The sequence below is a fragment of the Brasilonema octagenarum UFV-OR1 genome (genome assembly GCF_963888615.1).
Lineage (GTDB): Bacteria > Cyanobacteriota > Cyanobacteriia > Cyanobacteriales > Nostocaceae > Brasilonema > Brasilonema sennae.
Window position 1 is genome coordinate 1 of the sequence record NZ_CAWPKW010000045.1, and the last position, 19,141, is coordinate 19,141.

Genomic DNA, 19,141 nt, shown 5'->3' on the forward strand with positions numbered 1-19,141 from the left:
TTAGTGAGGATTTTGTAGAAGGTTGTCCGTTTTTGTCCGGGTTCATCCCAACCCTGTTCCCTGTTACTTGCCCTGATGAGACAATTTACAATCTCATTTAGGACTGCTATAGCTATAATATTTTGGCGAAAAGTTGAAAATTTGCTTGAGTCATAAGTGTATGTGTTCAGACAAACACGACTTTGAGTTTGAGCAAATGCTAGAATCTACATTGATTCTACGTAAATCGTTAGAACAAAATCCCAAATCACAAACATTGTTGTATCATCTGCAACTCAACATTTCCGTTGAAAAATGTGAATGGGGAAAACTCTACACTACAAGCCAAAGATTTTAAAATTGAACATTCTTGCTTTTTTTGCAGTGGCTGTTCAGTCCACACGTAACTTATGGCGCATTGGGCAAACCGTACTGGGCATTATCTTTCGTCATCCCATTACTGGTACGAGCATCATCCCGATTTTACCTGATGGTCGAATTGTGCTGATCCGGCGGCGCGACAACGGTCTATGGGCATTACCTGGAGGTATAGTGGACTGGGGAGAAGATGTACCCAATGCTATCCGACGAGAGTTGATGGAAGAAACAGGACTAGAACTGCTATCAATTCGACGTTTAGTTGGTGTCTACTCCGCACCAGATCGTGATCCTAGAATTCATTCAATTTGTATTGTAGCTGAAGCAATAGTCCAAGGAAAAATGGAAATTCAAGATACTTTGGAAGTCATGGAAATTCAGGCTTTTCCACTGGATTCGTTACCTCCGGGACAGATGTCTCATGATCATAGTCGCCAGTTGCAAGACTATTTAGATGGCTTGACAACATTAGCGTAATCAAAAGTAGCTCAACTTAATTAAGGACAAAATATCATTACTTAAGCGCAAAGCCCACGAATCCAGTATTAGCCCAAGTGCAAAACGCACACCGGAGGCGTCCTTGAAGCGTGTCCCTTTGGGACTTACAAAGCAGCGTTCTTTGAATACAACAAGTGCATCTGCAAGTGGAGATACAAACCAGTGAGTAAGGGAAAGCACACGGAACATAATGTAGCTAAGTAATCGCAAACATTCTATTTTACGTTTTTATCTTTCTACCAATAAACAAAAGGATACATGCAAATGTATTTATTCATACACAAAAAACAAATGCACAAGCTAATCATTCAAGCCCCCCGATTTATGAGTCAATGGCATCTTGGGGGGAACCCCAAGAGGAGCATCTGGTGTCCTGGTTGTGCAACAATAGCGCAAATTTTGAATCAGTGAATGCCTAAATTAAGCAAAGGTGTTGACACAAACACCTCGCTTACTTCCTCCACTTTTCAGAGTATGTTTTGAGACTAATAATAGCTAAGTAGGAAAATCTTAGCGAAACCCGATCTACATTGGTTCGCTGCTTTTTGCTTTAACCGAACCGTATTGAGCTATAGTTAAGAATTAGTAGTTGGCTAAAAATAAAATGATTTTATAGTAACAATCTAGTACAGCTTTGACAAATCAAAATCACCGAAGTTGTGATCGGCGGAAGCCGGCGCTCAGACTTCTCTCAAAATTCAGAAATATGGCTGATATGGCAAGCTTTTAGCTAAATTTGAATTTTCAGTTTATTTCTGTAGTTTTCTATTAGCAATAACTCTTAACCTCAAAATAAAAATATATTTAATATAACGCTTACATTAAATTCTTAAATATGCATTCTATATTCCGTAACTCCCGGATAAAGACTTCTCAAGGAATGCTTTTCTGGCGTGAGATTGGAGAAGGAACTCCAATTATTTTCTTACATGGTACTTGGAAAGATAGCAGCCAGTGGATATCCGTTATGGAGATGCTAGCACAAGATTTCCATTGCTTTGCACCAGATTTGTTGGGATTTGGCGAGTCAGATTTTCCGAATGTTCATTATTCAATTGATTTGCAAGTGGAGTGTTTAGGACAATTGCTACAGGCTCTAAAGCGTGCTTTAAAGCAAGAAAGGGTATATTTAGTTGGAGATTCTCTTGGAAGTTGGATTGCAGCTAGTTATGCTTTGAAGTATCCAGAACAAATTAATGGTTTGGTGTTACTAGCCCCAGAGGGTGTAGAAATACAAGGGCAAAAAAAGCGTTGGGAGAAAATGCAGCGGATAGCAAACCGTCCACCACTTGTGTTTCAATTGTTGCGACTATTTCGTCCGCTCATGAAAATCTTTGGTTTGGATCAAAACATTAAACAGGATTGGCAGTTGCATCAGGTGATGCTGCAATACCCCACAGCTTGTGAGCTTCTCTTCCAACGCCAGCACTTAGAAATTCAAGCAGAATTGCTACACGATGAATTATCCTTTATAACAGTCCCAGTTTTAATTTTACAAGGTGAAAAAGACAACCAAGAAGCTATAGCCATGAGTCAGTTGTACGCTCAATATATTCCTCATACAAAGTTGAAAATAGTCGCTAGCACAGAGGATAATTTGCCAGAGTCTTGTAGCTCAGCTGTGGGTGGGGATATTCGTAACTTTATTAATAGTAAAAATAATGCTGAAATTTACTACTCATAATTCTTAAGTGTTTTTTGCATTCCCCAAAAAATCAAATTCGCTTCAACATTCAAACTATCTACAATCTCAGGAAACTGCGATGCTCCTTTAGGAGCCTTCATGGGCGATCGCATATAATTTACCAGCAAAGTGCGATCGCCCCCAGTCATCACAACATTCCCTTGCGGAAAATCCCGCCACCAAGCCTCTATAAAATCTTTGATTCCAGCAACTAGAGTGTAAATAACCCCGCTTTGTATTGCTTCTTTTGTATTTAGAGCATATCTGTAAGGAAGTTGCTGGGGTAACTCTACTGTTGGTAATTGTCCTGTTTTTCCAGCAAGAGTAGCAAGCTGCAAGCCCAATCCTGGAAGAATTGCGCCTCCAACCAAATGTTGGTTAGCATCCGCACCAGTGAAGGTTAGTGCTGTCCCCGCATCAATCACCAGTATAGGAAAACCCCAATTCTGCCCAGCACCCAATAAAGCTAACGCACGATCAATTCCGAGTGTGGGATAAATTCCCTTTATAGGAACTTGGTCTAAAGTAAGGATGCGAACATTAGGATAACTTTGCCATAGTGCGGTTTGACTAGGAACAACCGACGCTAGGATTATAGGAGGAGGAGAGGACACAGATGAGCAGAGTGTTTTTAGAGAATCTTCTATGTTTCCGTGTCTTGCTTTCCCAGTTGCTTCATCGTTTGGGAAAATCTCTAGTAATAAATCCTTCAACGTTTGAGATTGAGACAGTCGCTGAATAACATCTGCTGGTAGATAGTCTGTGTCCCAAGCATAAATAAGCGTATCGCCTGTAAAGTACGCCCAATGCAGTCGGGAATTTCCAATCATCAAAGCTAGCCACAAAGAGCTATTAGCCAGTGACATCCTCGTTTGCTAAGACAACGTTTGGGCTTGTAAGCAACAACATACTAACACTATTTGATACTTTTATTTTTTTTAACCTGAGGATAAAAATTTTAAACAAAATTTACAAAATAAACATGTCACAATAGGGACAGAGTAATAAATACTCAATTGCTAAGGAGACTAGTTATGGTAGCGCTCACCGAAAAAACCAAAAAAAAGCTAACCATCGAGACTGTAGAGATTGCCTCCGAGACGACGGCAATTCGGTCTTTGGATTGGGATCGCGATCGCTTTGATATCGAGTTCGGTCTACAAAACGGTACTACCTACAATTCATTTCTGATACGCGCTGAAAAAATAGCGCTGGTTGACACCTCCCACGAAAAGTTTCGTCAGCTGTATTTAGATACCCTTAAAGATCTTGTTGATCCAGCAGATATTCAATATCTTATTATCAGTCACACTGAGCCAGACCACAGCGGTTTAGTCAAAGATGTTTTGCAACTTGCGCCGGATGTAACGGTTGTTGGTTCTAAAGTTGCTATCCAATTTTTGGAGAATATGGTGCATCGTCCGTTTCAGCGGAAAATTGTCAAGAATGGCGATCGCCTGGATCTAGGCAACGGACACGAACTAGAATTTGTCATCGCACCAAATTTACACTGGCCCGACACCATCTTTAGCTTTGACCACAAAACCCAAACTTTGTTCACCTGTGATGCGTTTGGGATGCACTATTGCTCAGATAGCACGTTTGACGAAGACTTAAAAGCTATAGAAGCAGACTATCAATATTACTATGAATGTCTGATGGCTCCCAATGCCCGTTCAGTTATCTCTGCTCTCAAGCGGATGGATGAACTGGAAAAAATCAGCATGATTGCTACAGGTCACGGACCATTATTACAACATAACGTTGACGAACTCACTGGGCGTTATCGCACTTGGAGCAAAACACAAGCGAAGGCAGAAACTACCATAGGAGTCTTTTACGTATCAGATTACGGCTATGGAACTCGCCTAGCTCAAGCAATTGCCACGGGTATCACCAAAACTGGCGTCGCTACAGAAATGGTAGACTTACGTGCAGGCATTGACTTACAAGAATTACGGGAACTTGTAGGTCGTTGTGATGGTATTGTTGTTGGAATGCCTCCAGCTTCTGGTGCAGCAAATATCCAAGCTGCCATCAGCACTATTTTAGGCTCAGTTCATGAAAAACAAGGAGTGGGCATTTTTGAATCAGGCGGTGGTGATGACGAACCAATTGACCCGTTGCTGAGTAAATTCCGGAATTTGGGCTTAATAGCAGCGTTTCCAGGAATTCGGATCAAACAAACACCCACAGAAAACACTTACAAGCAGTGTGAAGAATCCGGAACAGACATAGCACAGTGGGTGACACGCGATCGCTCGGTCAAGCAGATGAAATCCTTAGGTGCTGACGTTGACAAAGCGCTAGGTAGAATCAGTGGTGGGTTGTATATTATCACCGCCAAAAAAGGTGATGTATCCAGCGCCATGTTAGCCTCTTGGGTTTCTCAAGCCAGCTTCAAACCTATAGGAATATCCATAGCTGTCGCCAAAGATAGGGCAATTGAATCACTGATGCAAGTGGGTGATAAATTTGTCCTAAATGTCTTGGAAGAAGGTAAATATCAAAAATTGATGAAACACTTCCTCAAACGTTTCGCCCCAGGTGCTGATCGTTTTGAAGGAGTGAAAACCCAGCCAGCCGAAAACGGTGCACCCATCCTTGGAGACGCCCTAGCATATATGGAATGCGAAGTTATAAGTCGGATGGATGGCGGCGATCACTGGCTTGTGTACAGCACCGTATACGCAGGACGAGTGAGTAAGCCAGAAGCGCTAACAGCAGCCCACCACCGTAAAGTCGGAAATCATTATTAACAACACCAGTCTGCTCTACTGATAACTGATAACTGCTTATGACTCTTTTCTGTTTAGTTCACGGTGCTTCCCTGGGCGCTTGGTGTTGGAAGCTACTCACCCAAGAGATAGAAGCGCGTGGTCATCAGACGGTAGCAGTGGATCTCCCAATTGAAGACCCCACAGCTGGTGTTGTTCAATATGCCGAAGTTGTGAACAAGGCGCTGCAAGGATTTGAAGACGATGTGGTGCTGGTTGGTCACTCTATGGCATGCTTAACTATTCCTCTGGTTGCCAGCCAGCGTCCAGTGCGTCAGCTTGTTTTCATTGCTGGGCTGATTCCACATATCGGTTTAAGTCTGTTCGACCAATTTTATGACGAATTAGATCCTAATTTCCTCCAAGCAATAGGCTATAACCTGCCAGAAGCTGATAAGTTCGAGCAGTTCAGCGATGAGCCAAATATGTTCAATCCGGCAGCACTGAGGATAACCTCTTTACAAGACGAGGCTGTCGCCAGAGAATTTATCTTTAACGACTGTACCTCAGATGTGGCGCATTGGGCGTTTCCGAAGTTGCGCAATCAGCAGTTTTTATATATAAGCGAGGTCAGTCCTCTACAAGCTTGGCCAGATATTGAGTCTACATATATCGTTTGTGGTGAAGACCGTTGGCTTTCACCTGCATGGTGTCGATATGCTGCACGCAAACGTCTTGGAGTTGATGCAATTGAGTTACCTCGAAGCGGGCATAGCCCAATGTTATCTCATCCTGTTCAGCTCGCCGATATGCTAGCTAAAGTCGCCTCTACATAAAACACACAGTTCAATATTAAACCTTATTAAATATGATCTATGCCAGAAACTAAACCTCGTGACGTTCAAGTTTACCCCATCGCAACAGACACAACTGTGCTTCGTTCCCGCAGTTGGACACGCCTAAGATTTGAGATAGAATACGCTTTGGCAAAAGGGACAACAGCAAATACTTATCTGATCAAAGGAGATAAAATCGCTCTGATTGACCCTCCAGGAGAAACTTTTACAGAAATTTTCCTCAAATCGTTACAGCAACGCTTTGATGTCAAAGAAATTGATTACGTCATTCTTGGTCACGTCAACCCTAACCGCGCCGCAACTCTCAAAGCTTTGCTGGAACTTGCACCGCAAATCACCTTTGTGTGTTCCAACCCAGGAGCAAAAAGTTTGCGTGCTGCACTGGAAAACCCAGAATTACCAGTGATGGTGATGCGCGGGGAAGAAACTTTAGATTTGGGCAAAGGTCATGATCTAGAGTTTATCCCCACTCCCAATCCTCGATACCCAGATCTACTTTGTACCTACGATCCGCAAACAGAAATTCTCTACACAGATAAACTTTTTGCAGCACATATTTGTGGCGACCAAGTTTTTGATGAAGGTTGGGAAATCTTTAACGAAGATAGACGCTATTATTTTGATTGCATCATCGCTCCCCATGCTCGTCAAGTCGAAACAGCACTGGATAAACTTAGCGACTTATCCGTGAGGATGTATGCGACTGGACATGGACCTCTGGTACGCTACAGCTTAATCGAACTAACAGAGTTTTATCGCCAATGGTGTCAGGAGCAAGCATCGCAAGAGACATCTGTGGCGTTGATTTATGCTTCTGCGTATGGAAGTACGGCGACTCTTGCCCAAGCGATCGCTCGTGGGATGACAAAAGCGGGCGTTGCTGTAGAATCAATTAACTGCGAATTTGCTGAACCAGAAGAAATCAGGGCTGCTGTGGAAAAAGCGTCTGGCTTTGTGATTGGTTCTCCTACACTTGGAGGTCATGCACCGACTCCCGTGCAAGTCGCTTTGGGTATTGTGCTTTCCACTGCGACTAACAACAAACTTGCTGGTGTCTTTGGTTCTTTTGGCTGGAGTGGCGAAGCAGTCGATATTATTGAGGGTAAACTGAAGGATGCTGGCTATCGATTTGGTTTTGATACTATCAGGGTGAAGTTTAAACCTGATGATGCCACCCTGCAAATGTGTGAAGAAGCAGGAACCGACTTTGCTCAAGCACTCAAGAAAGCTAAAAAAGTGCGCACTCCAAGCCAAAGCGCCACAACTACAGAACAAGCAGTCGGGCGCGTTGTTGGTTCACTGTGTATCCTCACAGCAAAACAAGGCGATATCTCCAGTGCAATGTTAGCCTCTTGGGTATCGCAAGCAAGCTTTAATCCTCCTGGTTTAACAATTGCTGTCGCAAAAGACAGAGCAGTGGAATCACTGACGCATTCTGGTAGTAAATTTGCCTTAAATGTCTTGAAAGAAGGAAATCACATCGGCTTAATGAAGCACTTCCTCAAACCTTTTGGTCCAGGACAAAACCGATTCGACGGCGTCGCAAGTAAAGAAGGTGAAAATGGTTCTCCTGTTCTGAATGATGCCTTAGCTTATTTAGAGTGCTCCGTAAAAAACCGGATGGAAGTAGGTGACCATTGGCTTGTTTATGCAACCGTGGATAATGGCAAAGTACTAGACGCTAAGGGAATTACTGCTGTGCATCATCGTAAGTCGGGGAATCATTATTAATTTGGAGTTTGAAATTTTGAATTGTAAGCAATGTAGAGACGTAACATGCTACGTCTCTACATTTCGCCAAAAGTAACTGACCACAATATCTTCAACAACGTTAAAATCAGAATGCGTTTTCATTCATTGAGTAATGAGTTCTCTTGCACAAATTAAAACAGCAATCGCACAACTGCCTGAAGTTGAAGCACGAAAGCTTTTAGAATGGTTCCAGGCATATCTGGATCAGGCTTGGGACAGACAAATCGAAGCAGATGTAAAATCTGGTCGCCTTAATAGTTTGCTGCAACGTGCTGAGGCAGATATTGCTGCAAATCGTGTCAAACCAATCGATGAAATCCTTAACAACTCCTGATTTTTGGCATTCCTATGCCGAACTTTCGTCAGAAATGAAAGACCAAGCAAGGAAAGCATATCGACTTTGGCGCGATAACCCGTTTTATCCATCGTTGCATTTCAAAAAAGTGGGAGATGGCTTGTGGTCTGCTCGAATTAGTGGTGGCTACCGTGCGCTAGCCCTGAAGAAGGGAGAAAATTATTACTGGATTTGGATTGGGTCGCATGATAACTATGAGAAGCTGATTGATTAAAACAGACAGTGTTCAATAAAAGCTAACAGGTTGTGTCGTGCACATTTCCCCACTGAGCGATGGCGCTTTTCTCCCGCTCCTCTGGAGCGATAACTTCGCTGCTGCCTAAGCGCAAAGCGCACGCATTCGCGTTCGGCAGATCACCAAGCTTGCAAGTATTTTGTGCAGGTCATCTTCTGTATTCCATAGGTCACGATGAGAATACCGTCACTGGAGTTAGTCGGGATGGTCACAACACCAACAACCAGCCTCACCTTAGACAAGCGAAATTTGTTCAGTCGGGGAAGTGTCAAGCCCAGAGCGTTTCTCCCTGTTTGTGGTAAACCCGACGGAAGAATTGCGGTTTATCAAATATTGCTATGCAGAAAATTGACACTGAAGACAAGGCAATGTTATATTTGTTCCGTTAACCCATATTTGTCTAATCAAGTTACAACGTAAGTTGTGCTTGTGACTGGCAAACAAATAGTTCGTTGAGTTGTTTATCGAGGCTTAGTGTGACGATGACTTAGTTTATTTCTCCCATGTTATTCAGAAATTCCGAATCATAGGATTCGTGTGTCTGAATGTACAAAAAAAGGGGGAAAAAATGCTAAATCGCAGCCAAGTCAACAACCAGGGGAAAAACGCAAGCTTTAAGAAAACTGAAAAGTCTTCTCAGACCTTATGCGCCTTCCATGCTACGGAAGAAACAACAGAATGGTGCGTGGAGTATACTGACAAATTTGGCGCGTGGTGGGATACTTTGAGCGAGGAGGAACAAATCGACGTTACAGCCGTAGTCGGTTTACTTGAGAAGATGGGACCGACACTTCGCGACCGCCATAGCTCTAAAATCAATGGTTCCAAGCTTTCTCGCCTACGCGAATTGCGTATTCAGCACGCAGGTCGTCCTTATCGCGTACTTTATGCTTTTGACCCCAACCGTACTGCCATTCTCCTTGTTGGTGGAGATAAGACTGGAGATAATCGGTGGTACGAGAAGAATATCCCTGTAGCAGAGGCGCAGTATGCAGTTCATCTGCGTACTTTGAAATAGGGAGGTGAACTGTAATGGCTAAATCTTTTAAAATACTTCGAGCGAAAATGTCACCAGAAGCTCGCAAAAGAGCCGAGCAGAAGACGCAGGAACTTCTACAAGAAATAGAAAAACTTGCTTTAGAAACAGCGATCGCTTCCGAGGACAATCAGGAATCTTCGGGTAGACCACCACCGTCAATCCCTGGGGAAGCATAATTGTGTTTTGAGATCCAGTTACTGAGCTTGGGGTAAGAAATTTTACTTTTTCCTTTAACCCTTACCCAAAGCCCCTATCCCTTGCAGTATTGAGGCATCTACGACTGCTGCACTGTTTTCCTGCCAGCACTCCATAATCGCATCTATTAAATCTTGTTTCGATAAGTCCTTGCCAGCCACTTTTTGTGATAATCCAAGGACTCTGGCAACTTTTCGTGCAGTTCGTAGGCTTAAATTTGTAATTGTTTCAAGGGTACTTCTTTCAGATTTTCAATGGTGTCAATGATGGCATCAACGCTAGCATTGACAGAGTGAGTCACGCGATCGCCGATTTCAATTTGCAAATGGGGCACAGCGATAGCCTGATGCTGCTTGGGTAAAATTGGAACGATGGGAAGCACTAACTGCTGAGCAGCGTAAAAAATTCCCGCCACTGATGCCTGACTTTGTGATTGAACTGCGATCTCAGAGCGATCGCCTCAAACCTCTGCAAGATAAAATGCAGGAGTATCTAGAAAATGGTTTACGTTTGGGTTGGCTTATCAATCCTCAAGATGAGCAAGTAGAGATTTACCGAACTGGGTTAGCCATAGAAGTCGTTCAAACCCCAGGGCTTCTTTCTGGGGAAGAAGTTTTGCCAGGGTTTGAGTTACAAATAACATGAGAAATTCTTTCTAACTCTCTACTCTCTTCTCCAAATATTGACCAATCATCACCTGTTCCCCAGCGCGAGATATGATAGATTGGCGTGTACGGTATTTGCTGCCAATCAGCTTTAACTCTTCGTCAAACACTGAATTGTTGTATTCTGTTCGCAAACACAATGTTTTGGAGTTGGGGAAGTAATATTGGGCGCTGATAGGTTTGGTTGTGGCAAAACCGCGATCGCGATACAACACATTCCCCAAAGCACCAAATATCGTGGAACCCTGAGATTCCTTCCTTCCCGTCACAGAATTCTCACTTTCCAAAATCACTTGGCTACCACAAATCAAACTAACTGTATCAGGTAGGTCGTGCATCTGAGCCAGCTTTTGCAATTCATCGCATCCCTGCATCAAAAACCGAATGGTGATCATACTCACCATTTCCTTAGTTTCTCCATCTGGTAGTGTGTAGTAGCGCCGTTCCGAACGCCACTTACCAACTGATTCTTGAAAAAATTCTGCCAGTAGAGATTCGTCAGCAGTTTGTGTAAATTTAATCTGTGATGTCACCGTTATTGTTCCTCGTATTAAGTCAACTTACAATCGTTTCGAGATTATATACACCATCTCTGTCTTAAATACTAATTTTCTTTACTTTTCTTAATTTTATCTTGCTCTTATGAAAATTGTTGATAGTTTTGCTACATTCAAAAACGCAAGAATTTGTGTTTTTTTGACCAAACTAAGGGTGTAGGGGTATAGGGGGAAGAGGAAACCCCCCTAGTTGTTGACAACTATCTTAAGCAAGAAGCTGAGAAAGAACAGTTTAGTTTTTTCACAAAAACATTTTGTGGTTATTGTTGGAACTTGTAGACAAAAAGCTTCGTCTACATAAACAAGGCTTATTTTTGCAGACATGAGTGCTTGTGCTGCTTACTGTTTTTTGATAAATCCTTAGACTTCTCTATCGTATAGAGTGTGGGTTTTGCGCTTACTAAGATGCCCTTATCGCAAAGCGTTTCTCTTTGAAACACGAGTCACACTCCTTGCGTAAAACTTCTGTACATAAAGCTGTCTCACCACCTTTTGGCTGTTTTAATCTGTAAAGTTTTCCTTTGCGACTAGATGAAATAGCTAACCCTTGGACAGAGTTAAGGAATCTTAAAAAATAGTTATAATAACTTAAAGAAAATTTGCATTCATAACATAGAAAAAACAAGATGTCCGGCAAAACTGCAGGAAGTAAGAGGGTTACTTTTGTTTTTTAAGTAATTATTTTTACTTAGAGTATGAAATTTTAGAGAACAAAACGACCCGGCTAACCTAAAACTGGCTGAGAGGGGAGTGTACAGATGATTTTGGAAGGAAATCAGCAGCGCAAAACAGCACACAAATTAACACGCGGTAATAGAGAAAACACAGACAGTTTTTTGAGACAGCCAATATTAAAAAAAATGCAAATTAATACAACAAAAAAGATTTTTATTGCTTCTATCCTAGGCGTGGGACTACTAACCGGTGGTTGCGGTTCGTTTCCAAATGAATCAGCAGAAGCTGAATCACAAAGTCCTAGAGGTAGGCAAGAGGCAGACAGTGGAGTCCCTGTGGATGCATCCATTGCCCGTAGTGGCATGTTGCGAGAAGAGCCAGAATATACAGGTACGACTACACCATTCCGTACAGTGTCATTGCGATCGCGAGTCGAAGGGCAGCTTTTAGCGTTGAATGTGGATGTAGGTGACGCTGTTAAGCAAGGGCAAATCATCGCACAGATAGATGACGCCTTACTGAGAACCGCTCAAAATCAAGCAGAAGCAGAACTAGCAGCACTCAAGTCAGAAGTCGCACGGACAAACGCTCAGATTAGTAACGCCCGTGCGCAAGTAGAAAGATTAAGAGCTGAACTTGTGCAAGCGCAGGCAGACTCACAAAGACAGCAGCAACTTTTGAAAGAGGGGGCGATCGCCCAACAAGTAGCCCAACAATCACGCACCGAAAGCCTCACTGCAGCCCAATCACTCCGCGCTGCACAAGAGACAGTCCGCACAGAACAGCAAGCCCTCGCAGCTGCACAAGGTCGAGTCGTCGCCCAACAAGCTGTCGTTGCGGAAGCAAAAGAACGCCGCTCTTATTCAAAGCTAACATCTCCAGTGACTGGAGTCGTCTTAGAAAAGATCACAGAACCGGGAAATCTCCTGCAAGCAGGAAACGAAGTCGTCAGGCTTGGTGATTTTAGCCGTGTCAAAGTCGTAGTTCAACTTTCAGAATTAGAACTGGGCAAAATCCGCTTAGGACAATCAGTTAAAGTGCGTTTAGATGCCTTTGCAAACCAAACGTACACTGGACAAGTGACACGTATTTCCCCAGCTGCTGACACGACAGCTCGTTTGATACCTGTTGAAGTCGTCATTTCCAACAGCGACAGAAAAATTGGCAGTGGTTTATTGGCAAGAGTCAATTTTGAAACCCAGACACAAGCGCGAGTCATCATACCTGAGACAGCACTTCAAGGAAGAGATGGGGGAGCAAGGACAGATCAACAAAAACAGAACACAACAGCTTCTTCCTCTTCTGCCCAATCTCCAAATTCCAATCGTCAAGGGACAGTATTTGTTGTAGCCCAAACAGGTGAGAAAGCAACGGTGACAGAGAGAACTGTAACGCTTGGGGAAAGATCTGATGGTAATGTAGAAGTTTTATCTGGCTTGCAACCAGGAGAAAAATTTGTAACTCGTAGTGGCAAACCGTTGAAAGACCGCAGTATTGTACGTCTTTCTATTCTTTCTGAGCAACAATCATAAAGCAGTACTCACCACTTAGTATCATGCAGCAGGTAAACCAGACTAGCGGATTTAGTATTAGCGCCATTTCAATTCGCCAGCATATAGGCACACTCATGCTCACCGTGGCGGTAATTGTTGTTGGGATATTTTTTCTAACAACCATCCAAGTTGATTTACTACCATCAATTACTTATCCGCGGATTGGTGTGCGGCTGGAAGCACCTGGTATATCACCTGAAGTGGCGGTAGATGAAATCACTAGACCTTTGGAAGAAGCTTTATCAGCTACTGAGAATGTAGTGCAAGTTTTTTCCCGTACTCGTGAGGGACAGGTTAGCCTTGATTTATTTTTCCAGCCAGGAGGCGATATCGAGCAGGCTCTAAATGATGCGACTGCTGCTTTTAACCGAGGTAGAGGACAACTGCCAGATACGATTGAAGAACCGCGTATATTTAAATTTGACCCTTCCCAACAACCAATCTACGAATTGGCGCTGACATCTTCCTCACTACAAGGTAAAGATTTGCGGGTATTTGCAGATGAGGAACTGTCTCGCGAACTCAGTGTTGTACAAGGAGTTGCTTCTGTTGATATTTCTGGTGCTGCTGAAGAAGAAGTACGAGTACTTGTTGACTTAAACCGTTTGCAAGCTTTGGGTGTTGGGTTAACTGATGTACTCAATCAACTTACAGCCAGAAACCAAGATATATCAGGTGGTCGAATTTTAGGGAAAAATTCTGAACCATTAACCCGCACAGTGGGACGGTTCAAAAACGCAGATGAAATCAGCAACCTCTCCTTTCAAGTCTCCTCATCTTCATCATCCCCCTCATCCACATCATCCACCTCATCCACATCATCCCCTCCTCGCCGCGTTTATCTACGAGACTTCGCTGAAGTCAGTGATGGTACAGAAGAACAGCGAATCTTTGTTTATTTAAACCGTCAGCCAGCGGTGAAAGTTTCAATTCAAAAGCAGCCTGATGCCAATACAATCAACGTTGTAGATGGGGTTAAGAAACGAATTGAGCAATTACGAGGTTCTGGCTTAATTGCACAGGATATGGTTTTGACTCCCACAACAGATGAATCTCGCTTCATTCGTAATTCGTTGAATGATGTGATCACCTCAGCAGTTTCTGGGGCGTTGTTAGCAGCAGTAGCTGTGCTGTTATTTTTAGGATCAATACGGCAAACATTTATTATTAGTTTGGCAATTCCGCTGTGTACTTTGGCGTCGATCGCCTTAATGAAACTATTCGGCTTGACTTTGAATGTGTTCAGTTTAGCAGGTTTTACCTTAGTAATTGGTCAAGCCATTGATACCTCAGTCGTCATTTTGGAGAACGTTGCTGAAAAAACAGCCATGACTCCCAATCAAAAAGAGACGGAGAAATTGGCAGATAAAGAAATGGGGAAAAAACCCAATTCAAAATTCTTTATCGACACTACAATTGCAGCTTCCCAAGAAGTCGAATCTGCATTAATCGCTGCCACTGCTGCCAACTTAGTTTCTGTAGTCCCATTCTTGCTCATTGGCGGCTTTATCTCACTGCTATTTAATGAGATGATTCTGACGATTGGCTTTGCAGTCGCCGCTTCCTTGGTTGTCGCTGTCACAGTCGTACCCATGCTGTGTTCTCGACTTCTGGCAATTCCTTGGTCTAGTCGTATCAGAGAGTTCTGGTTACTGCGCCAGTTTAATCATCGTTTTGAAGATGCAACAATCTTATACGGTAAGTTGTTAAAGAACGTTATACGTTATCGGATAATAGCCGTCACTATCGTTTTTCTGATTTTAGGCGGTGGCACCTTATTCATGGCAGGTCAAATTTCTCAAGAAATCTTACCACGCATCAATACAGGACAAGCCAATTTAAGAGTGCAGTTTCCTCCAGGTACACCTTTAGCAACTTCTCAGAAAGTTATGCAGGCTGTGGATGATATCTTGATGAAGCAGCCAGAAACTGACTATGTTTTCTCAACCGTAGGTGGTTTTCTCTTTGGTAGCAACACAACAGAAAATCCTCTGCGTGCCAGCAGCACTATCAATCTCAAACCAGATAAGGATGTTGAAAAATTTGTCCAAAAGGTTACTCGGGAATTTAACAAACTCAATTTAGCAGGAATTTTGCTGCGCTTGAGTCCTGGTCAGGTACGCGGTTTAATCTTGAGTAATACCCCAGCGCAAGGTTCAGAAGTTGATGTTATTCTGCAAGGTAACAATGAACAAAACTTACAGCAAGCAAGTAGGCAACTGCTGCAAGCTTTAGAAGAAAAGGCTACACTCGCTAGATTTCGACCAGATGCTGATCCGCGTCAACCAGAAGTACAAATTCGTCCTGACTGGGAAAGAGTTGCAACTTTGGGACTAACAGCGCAACAAATTGGTGAAACAATTCAAACTGCTATTGAAGGTTCAGTTCCCACGCAAATTCAACGCGGTAACCGCCTAGTTGATGTGCGTGTAGAGTTAAATCAAGAAGCAATTGAGCGTCCTTCTCAGTTACAAGGATTACCGCTATTTACACAAAATAACCAACAAGTCCGCCTTTCGGACGTTGCGCGTATTGAAGAAGGTCAAGCACCAGGAGAGGTTCAGCGAATTAACCAACGTCAAGTTTTTGTGATTGCAGGGAACTTAAGCGAGGGAGCTAGTTTGGGTGACGCCCTTGCACAAGTAAACGAAATAGTCAAGGGTATTAAGTTGCCTGATGGCGTTACAATTGTACCAAGTTCCGCACAGGAAACGAATCAGCAGTTACAAAACTCATTGAAAACTATGGGTGCGCTAGCGACGTTCTTAATTTTCGTCGTCATGGCTGTGCAATACAACTCGCTGATTGACCCTTTAATCATTATGTTGACTGTACCACTCGCTTTAGCTGGAGGGATTTTTGGACTTTACGTCACTAAAACAGCCATTGGTGCAACGGTGATAGTCGGTGCGGTGCTGTTGGTGGGTATTGTGGTGAACGCGGGAATTCTCATGGTAGAACTGGCAAACCAAATTCGTGAGGAGGAAGGTTGCGATCGCCGCACTGCCATTCTCAAAGCTGCCCCTCAACGTTTGCGTCCGATTATGATGACCACAGTCACGACTATCTTGGGGCTGTTCCCCTTAGCTTTGGGTATTGGCGAAGGTTCGGAGTTTTTGCAGCCATTGGGGATTGTTGTGTTTTTTGGGATGGCGATCGCCACACTGCTAACACTATTTCTCATCCCCTGTTTTTACATTCTGCTGCACGATGTACTGGGTGGGAAATGGGCAAAGCCGGTGTTCGGTAGGCTGGGTAAGTTGAGGAAATGGTGAGCCACTCCGTTGGGGTAACCAGCCTTTGTTGCTGTGACTCCCAAGGAGCTTGGTGATAGCTTAGATGAAATTGAAAAGCAACTTCAACCTGTATCGTTTCTATCTACAACCCGTGAGCCTAAAAGCATACAGAAAAAAGTAGGAAAAGCTATTGAAACTAAAAACACCTTACAAAACAAACAATATGATTTAAATGCGGAAAAAAACAAAGAACTCACAGCGCAACTTAAGCTCAAGCCCAGTCTTCGGAAGTATCGGTTTGAATATGCAGAAGTCGAACTTAAGTCCTCTAGACTATTCGGATTCGTAAAAAAACCAATCATCAACGCTCGTCGCAAGGAGGCTAGCTATTTTGTTGAAGATTTGGGTGGTGGAGTGGAATTGGAGATGATCGCCATTGCTAATGGAAATTTTTTTATGGGATCATCTGAACAAATAAATGCAAGTAGCTCAGAATATCCTCAACATCCGGTATCTGTTAATTCCTTTTTTATAGGGAAATATCCCATTACTCAAAAACAATGGAAAGCTGTAGCCTGCTTACCACAGATCAATCGCCCCTTGGTAGTTGATTGTTCTAAATTCAAGGGAGACAGCTATCCTGTAGAACAAGTTTGCTGGGACGATGCTGTTGAATTCTGCGATCGCCTTTCCCAAAAGACAGATCGCTACTACCGATTACCCAGTGAAGCTGAATGGGAATATGCCTGTCGTGCTGGGACTAAAACTTTATTTTACTTTGGAGATATTATTACTCCTGATTTAGCGAACTATAAAGATTGTGAAGATCTTAAATTTTCAAGAGGAGTTTTTCCTAATCAAACTACTCCTGTTGATAACTTCAAGTTTGCAAACACATTCGGATTATATGATATGCATGGGTTAGTTTGGGAGTGGTGCATGGATCACTGGCATAATAGCTATAACAAAGCGCCCAATGATGGTACGGCATGGCTCAATGATAGAGATAGCCAACTTCGTGTAATTAGAGGAGGTTCTTGGGCTGATCCTCCAGGAAATTGTCGTTCAGCATCTCGCAAAAAGGCTCGAATTGATGAACAAGGAACTTACCTCGGCTTTCGAGTAGTTTTTTCTTAAATAAATGTTCGCAAAAGAGAAACTAAATCGATATCGGTTGAAGTTGAATAATGGTTCGTCTACCTAAAGCAAAAAATGAAACTATCTAACCTTACGCTATTTGTAATAGTTTTAATTATTGCTGGAATAATTTTACTTGTAACTGGGAAGAAAAAAGAGAAAGAAACCAGCTATGTTCGTCCTTACAAAAAAACAATAACTGTCCCGGGACATTCTAGAAGCAAACCCAAAAACAAGAGGAAAAATCGTCGTAGCGGTAAACGATGAGACGATTAAAATTGCGATTCAAGCAAGCAGGCTCAACGTTTGCGTCCGATTATGATGACTACAGTCACGACTATCTTGGGGCTGTTCCCCTTAGCTTTGGGTATTGGTGAAGGTTCAGAGTTTTTACAGCCATTGGGGATTGTTGTGTTTTTTGGGATGGCGAATGCCTGCGGCACGCTACGCGAACGCCACAATGCTAACACTATTTCTCATCCCCTGTTTTTACATTCTGCTGCACGATGTACTGGGTGGGAAATGGGCAAAGCCGGTGTTCGGTAGGCTGGATAAGTTGAGGAAATGGTGAGCCACTCCGTTCTTTTCTCCACTCCTGCTTCTGTTGTTCTTCTTCCTCGGTGCTTGCAAGGGGATAGATACCGACACTACCGAACCGTATTGCCTGACTACCTGCTTGGTTTGACGAATTCCTAAACCTTTGTACGGTCAGTTAAGATTTCGTATCCATTGTCAGTCACAAGCAATGTATGTTCAAACTGAGCAGCTAAAGATTTGTCTAATGTGACTACAGTCCAACGGTCTGATAGAGTACGGGTCACTTTAGAACCAGCAGTCACAATGGGTTCGATTGTCAATGTCATTCCAGCTCGGAGTTTCACATTTGGCATTTCACGAGTACGAAAGTTGAACACTGAAGGTTCTTCGTGCATGTTGCGACCAATCCCGTGCCCAGTGTAGTTTTCAAGAACACTCAAGCCATGTGCCTCTACATAGTCTTGAACAGCGCCCGCAATATCCATCAGATACGCTCCTGCTTTGACTTGTTCAATTCCCTTGTAGAGTGCCTCTTCGGCAACCTGAATGAACTTTTCTGTCTTTGGGGGCACCTTACCCACGGCAATAGTGATACAAGAATCACCGTGAAAGTTCTGATAACAAGCTGCTGTGTCAACCTTCAAAACATCTCCAGAACGAATCATCCGCTTACAACTGGGGATGCCATGCACGGCTTCATGATTAATCGAAGCGCAGATAGAGCCAGGAAAGCCGTGGTATCCCTTGAAACTGGGTGCTGCGTCCATTTCTCGGATGCGTTTCTCTGCGTAAGCATCTAAGTCACCAGTCGTCATCCCAGGTTGCACTATTTGAGAAATCTCTTTGAGCACAGTTGCAACAATCGAAGCTGCTTGACGCATAATTTCAATTTCACGTTGAGACTTGACGCTGATACCACGACTTTGCCGTTGAGTAACGGGCTGGGTGAAGAGGTTATCAAGGATATTCATACCGAGAGAGGTAAAATTTAACTATGCTATTGTAGCATAGCTTAGCTTATATAAATATAAGACAATAAAAGCTATAGTAAAATGCTATGGTAAGTACTATCTACGCAATACATAAATTTTG

At 43.1% G+C, this 19,141-nt stretch carries 18 protein-coding genes and 2 pseudogenes; 16 read left to right on the forward strand and 4 right to left on the reverse strand.

Annotation, left to right across the window (positions count from 1 at the left end):
- The first annotated feature begins 160 nt into the window (after positions 1–160).
- The 3 genes from AC5590_RS02695 to AC5590_RS02705 all read left to right on the forward strand — a co-directional run bounded on the left by AC5590_RS02695 (position 161) and on the right by AC5590_RS02705 (position 2,539).
- The gene (locus AC5590_RS02695) at positions 161–337 is read left to right on the forward strand and encodes a hypothetical protein (RefSeq protein WP_169262934.1); all 177 of its coding nucleotides are present in this window, start codon (positions 161–163) and stop codon (positions 335–337) included.
- Positions 338–339: 2 nt separating this feature from the next.
- On the forward strand, positions 340–834 hold the full coding sequence (locus AC5590_RS02700; RefSeq protein WP_169262935.1) for an NUDIX hydrolase: 495 nt from the start codon (positions 340–342) through the stop codon (positions 832–834).
- A gap of 856 nt (positions 835–1,690) precedes the next feature.
- Positions 1,691–2,539 carry an alpha/beta fold hydrolase gene (locus AC5590_RS02705; protein WP_169262936.1) on the forward strand — a complete coding sequence of 283 codons (849 nt, stop codon included), beginning with the start codon at positions 1,691–1,693 and terminating at the stop codon, positions 2,537–2,539.
- Here AC5590_RS02705 and AC5590_RS02710 read toward each other — a convergent pair.
- Complete coding sequence (locus AC5590_RS02710) at positions 2,530–3,405, reverse strand: pantothenate kinase (RefSeq protein ID WP_211178235.1); 876 nt, start codon at positions 3,403–3,405, stop codon at positions 2,530–2,532. The two genes, AC5590_RS02705 and AC5590_RS02710, sit on opposite strands and share 10 nt — an antisense overlap.
- A 168-nt stretch (positions 3,406–3,573) precedes the next feature.
- Between AC5590_RS02710 and AC5590_RS02715 the strand changes: the two genes are divergently transcribed.
- From AC5590_RS02715 to AC5590_RS02750, 8 genes are all read left to right on the forward strand, one after another.
- Positions 3,574–5,298 (forward strand): diflavin flavoprotein, encoded by a 1,725-nt coding sequence (locus AC5590_RS02715; RefSeq protein ID WP_169262937.1) that lies wholly within the window; start codon positions 3,574–3,576, stop codon positions 5,296–5,298.
- 38 nt (positions 5,299–5,336) lie between these two features.
- The gene (locus AC5590_RS02720; protein WP_169262938.1) at positions 5,337–6,092 is read left to right on the forward strand and encodes an alpha/beta fold hydrolase; all 756 of its coding nucleotides are present in this window, start codon (positions 5,337–5,339) and stop codon (positions 6,090–6,092) included.
- A gap of 39 nt (positions 6,093–6,131) precedes the next feature.
- Complete coding sequence (locus AC5590_RS02725; RefSeq protein WP_169262939.1) at positions 6,132–7,844, forward strand: diflavin flavoprotein; 1,713 nt, start codon at positions 6,132–6,134, stop codon at positions 7,842–7,844.
- Between the two features lie 133 nt (positions 7,845–7,977).
- Positions 7,978–8,199 carry a hypothetical protein gene (locus AC5590_RS02730; RefSeq protein ID WP_169262940.1) on the forward strand — a complete coding sequence of 74 codons (222 nt, stop codon included), beginning with the start codon at positions 7,978–7,980 and terminating at the stop codon, positions 8,197–8,199.
- Entirely contained in the window at positions 8,177–8,434 is a 258-nt protein-coding gene (locus tag AC5590_RS02735) for a ParE family toxin-like protein (RefSeq protein ID WP_169262941.1), read from the forward strand. Before AC5590_RS02730 ends, AC5590_RS02735 begins: the two co-directional genes overlap by 23 nt.
- A 59-nt stretch (positions 8,435–8,493) precedes the next feature.
- Entirely contained in the window at positions 8,494–8,757 is a 264-nt protein-coding gene (locus tag AC5590_RS02740) for a hypothetical protein (RefSeq protein ID WP_498822780.1), read from the forward strand.
- A gap of 266 nt (positions 8,758–9,023) precedes the next feature.
- The gene (locus tag AC5590_RS02745; RefSeq protein WP_169262942.1) at positions 9,024–9,473 is read left to right on the forward strand and encodes a type II toxin-antitoxin system RelE/ParE family toxin; all 450 of its coding nucleotides are present in this window, start codon (positions 9,024–9,026) and stop codon (positions 9,471–9,473) included.
- A 14-nt stretch (positions 9,474–9,487) separates the two neighbouring features.
- Positions 9,488–9,670, forward strand: coding sequence for a hypothetical protein (locus AC5590_RS02750; protein WP_169262943.1), 183 nt, complete (start codon positions 9,488–9,490; stop codon positions 9,668–9,670).
- A gap of 54 nt (positions 9,671–9,724) precedes the next feature.
- Here the strand turns inward: AC5590_RS02750 and AC5590_RS02755 are convergent, their stop codons facing one another.
- Positions 9,725–9,850, reverse strand: coding sequence for a hypothetical protein (locus AC5590_RS02755; protein WP_256379292.1), 126 nt, complete (start codon positions 9,848–9,850; stop codon positions 9,725–9,727).
- A 151-nt stretch (positions 9,851–10,001) separates the two neighbouring features.
- Between AC5590_RS02755 and AC5590_RS02760 the strand changes: the two are divergent.
- Positions 10,002–10,334, forward strand: a pseudogene (locus AC5590_RS02760) (Uma2 family endonuclease); the annotation flags it as partial.
- A 10-nt stretch (positions 10,335–10,344) separates the two neighbouring features.
- Here AC5590_RS02760 and AC5590_RS02765 read toward each other — a convergent pair.
- Complete coding sequence (locus AC5590_RS02765) at positions 10,345–10,887, reverse strand: phycobiliprotein lyase (protein ID WP_169262945.1); 543 nt, start codon at positions 10,885–10,887, stop codon at positions 10,345–10,347.
- A gap of 884 nt (positions 10,888–11,771) precedes the next feature.
- Here AC5590_RS02765 and AC5590_RS02770 point away from each other — a divergent pair.
- The 4 genes and pseudogenes from AC5590_RS02770 to AC5590_RS02785 form a co-directional block, all read left to right on the forward strand.
- Positions 11,772–13,118, forward strand: a complete 1,347-nt coding sequence (locus AC5590_RS02770) for an efflux RND transporter periplasmic adaptor subunit (RefSeq protein WP_248277110.1) — start codon at positions 11,772–11,774, stop codon at positions 13,116–13,118.
- 23 nt (positions 13,119–13,141) lie between these two features.
- Entirely contained in the window at positions 13,142–16,414 is a 3,273-nt protein-coding gene (locus AC5590_RS02775) for an efflux RND transporter permease subunit (protein WP_169262947.1), read from the forward strand.
- Positions 16,415–16,447: 33 nt separating this feature from the next.
- On the forward strand, positions 16,448–17,512 hold the full coding sequence (locus tag AC5590_RS02780) for a formylglycine-generating enzyme family protein (RefSeq protein WP_246162871.1): 1,065 nt from the start codon (positions 16,448–16,450) through the stop codon (positions 17,510–17,512).
- 300 nt (positions 17,513–17,812) lie between these two features.
- Positions 17,813–18,083, forward strand: a pseudogene (locus tag AC5590_RS02785) (efflux RND transporter permease subunit); the annotation flags it as partial.
- Between the two features lie 121 nt (positions 18,084–18,204).
- Here AC5590_RS02785 and map read toward each other — a convergent pair.
- On the reverse strand, positions 18,205–19,020 hold the full coding sequence (map, locus tag AC5590_RS02790) for a type I methionyl aminopeptidase (RefSeq protein ID WP_169262948.1): 816 nt from the start codon (positions 19,018–19,020) through the stop codon (positions 18,205–18,207).
- Positions 19,021–19,141: the final 121 nt, after the last annotated feature.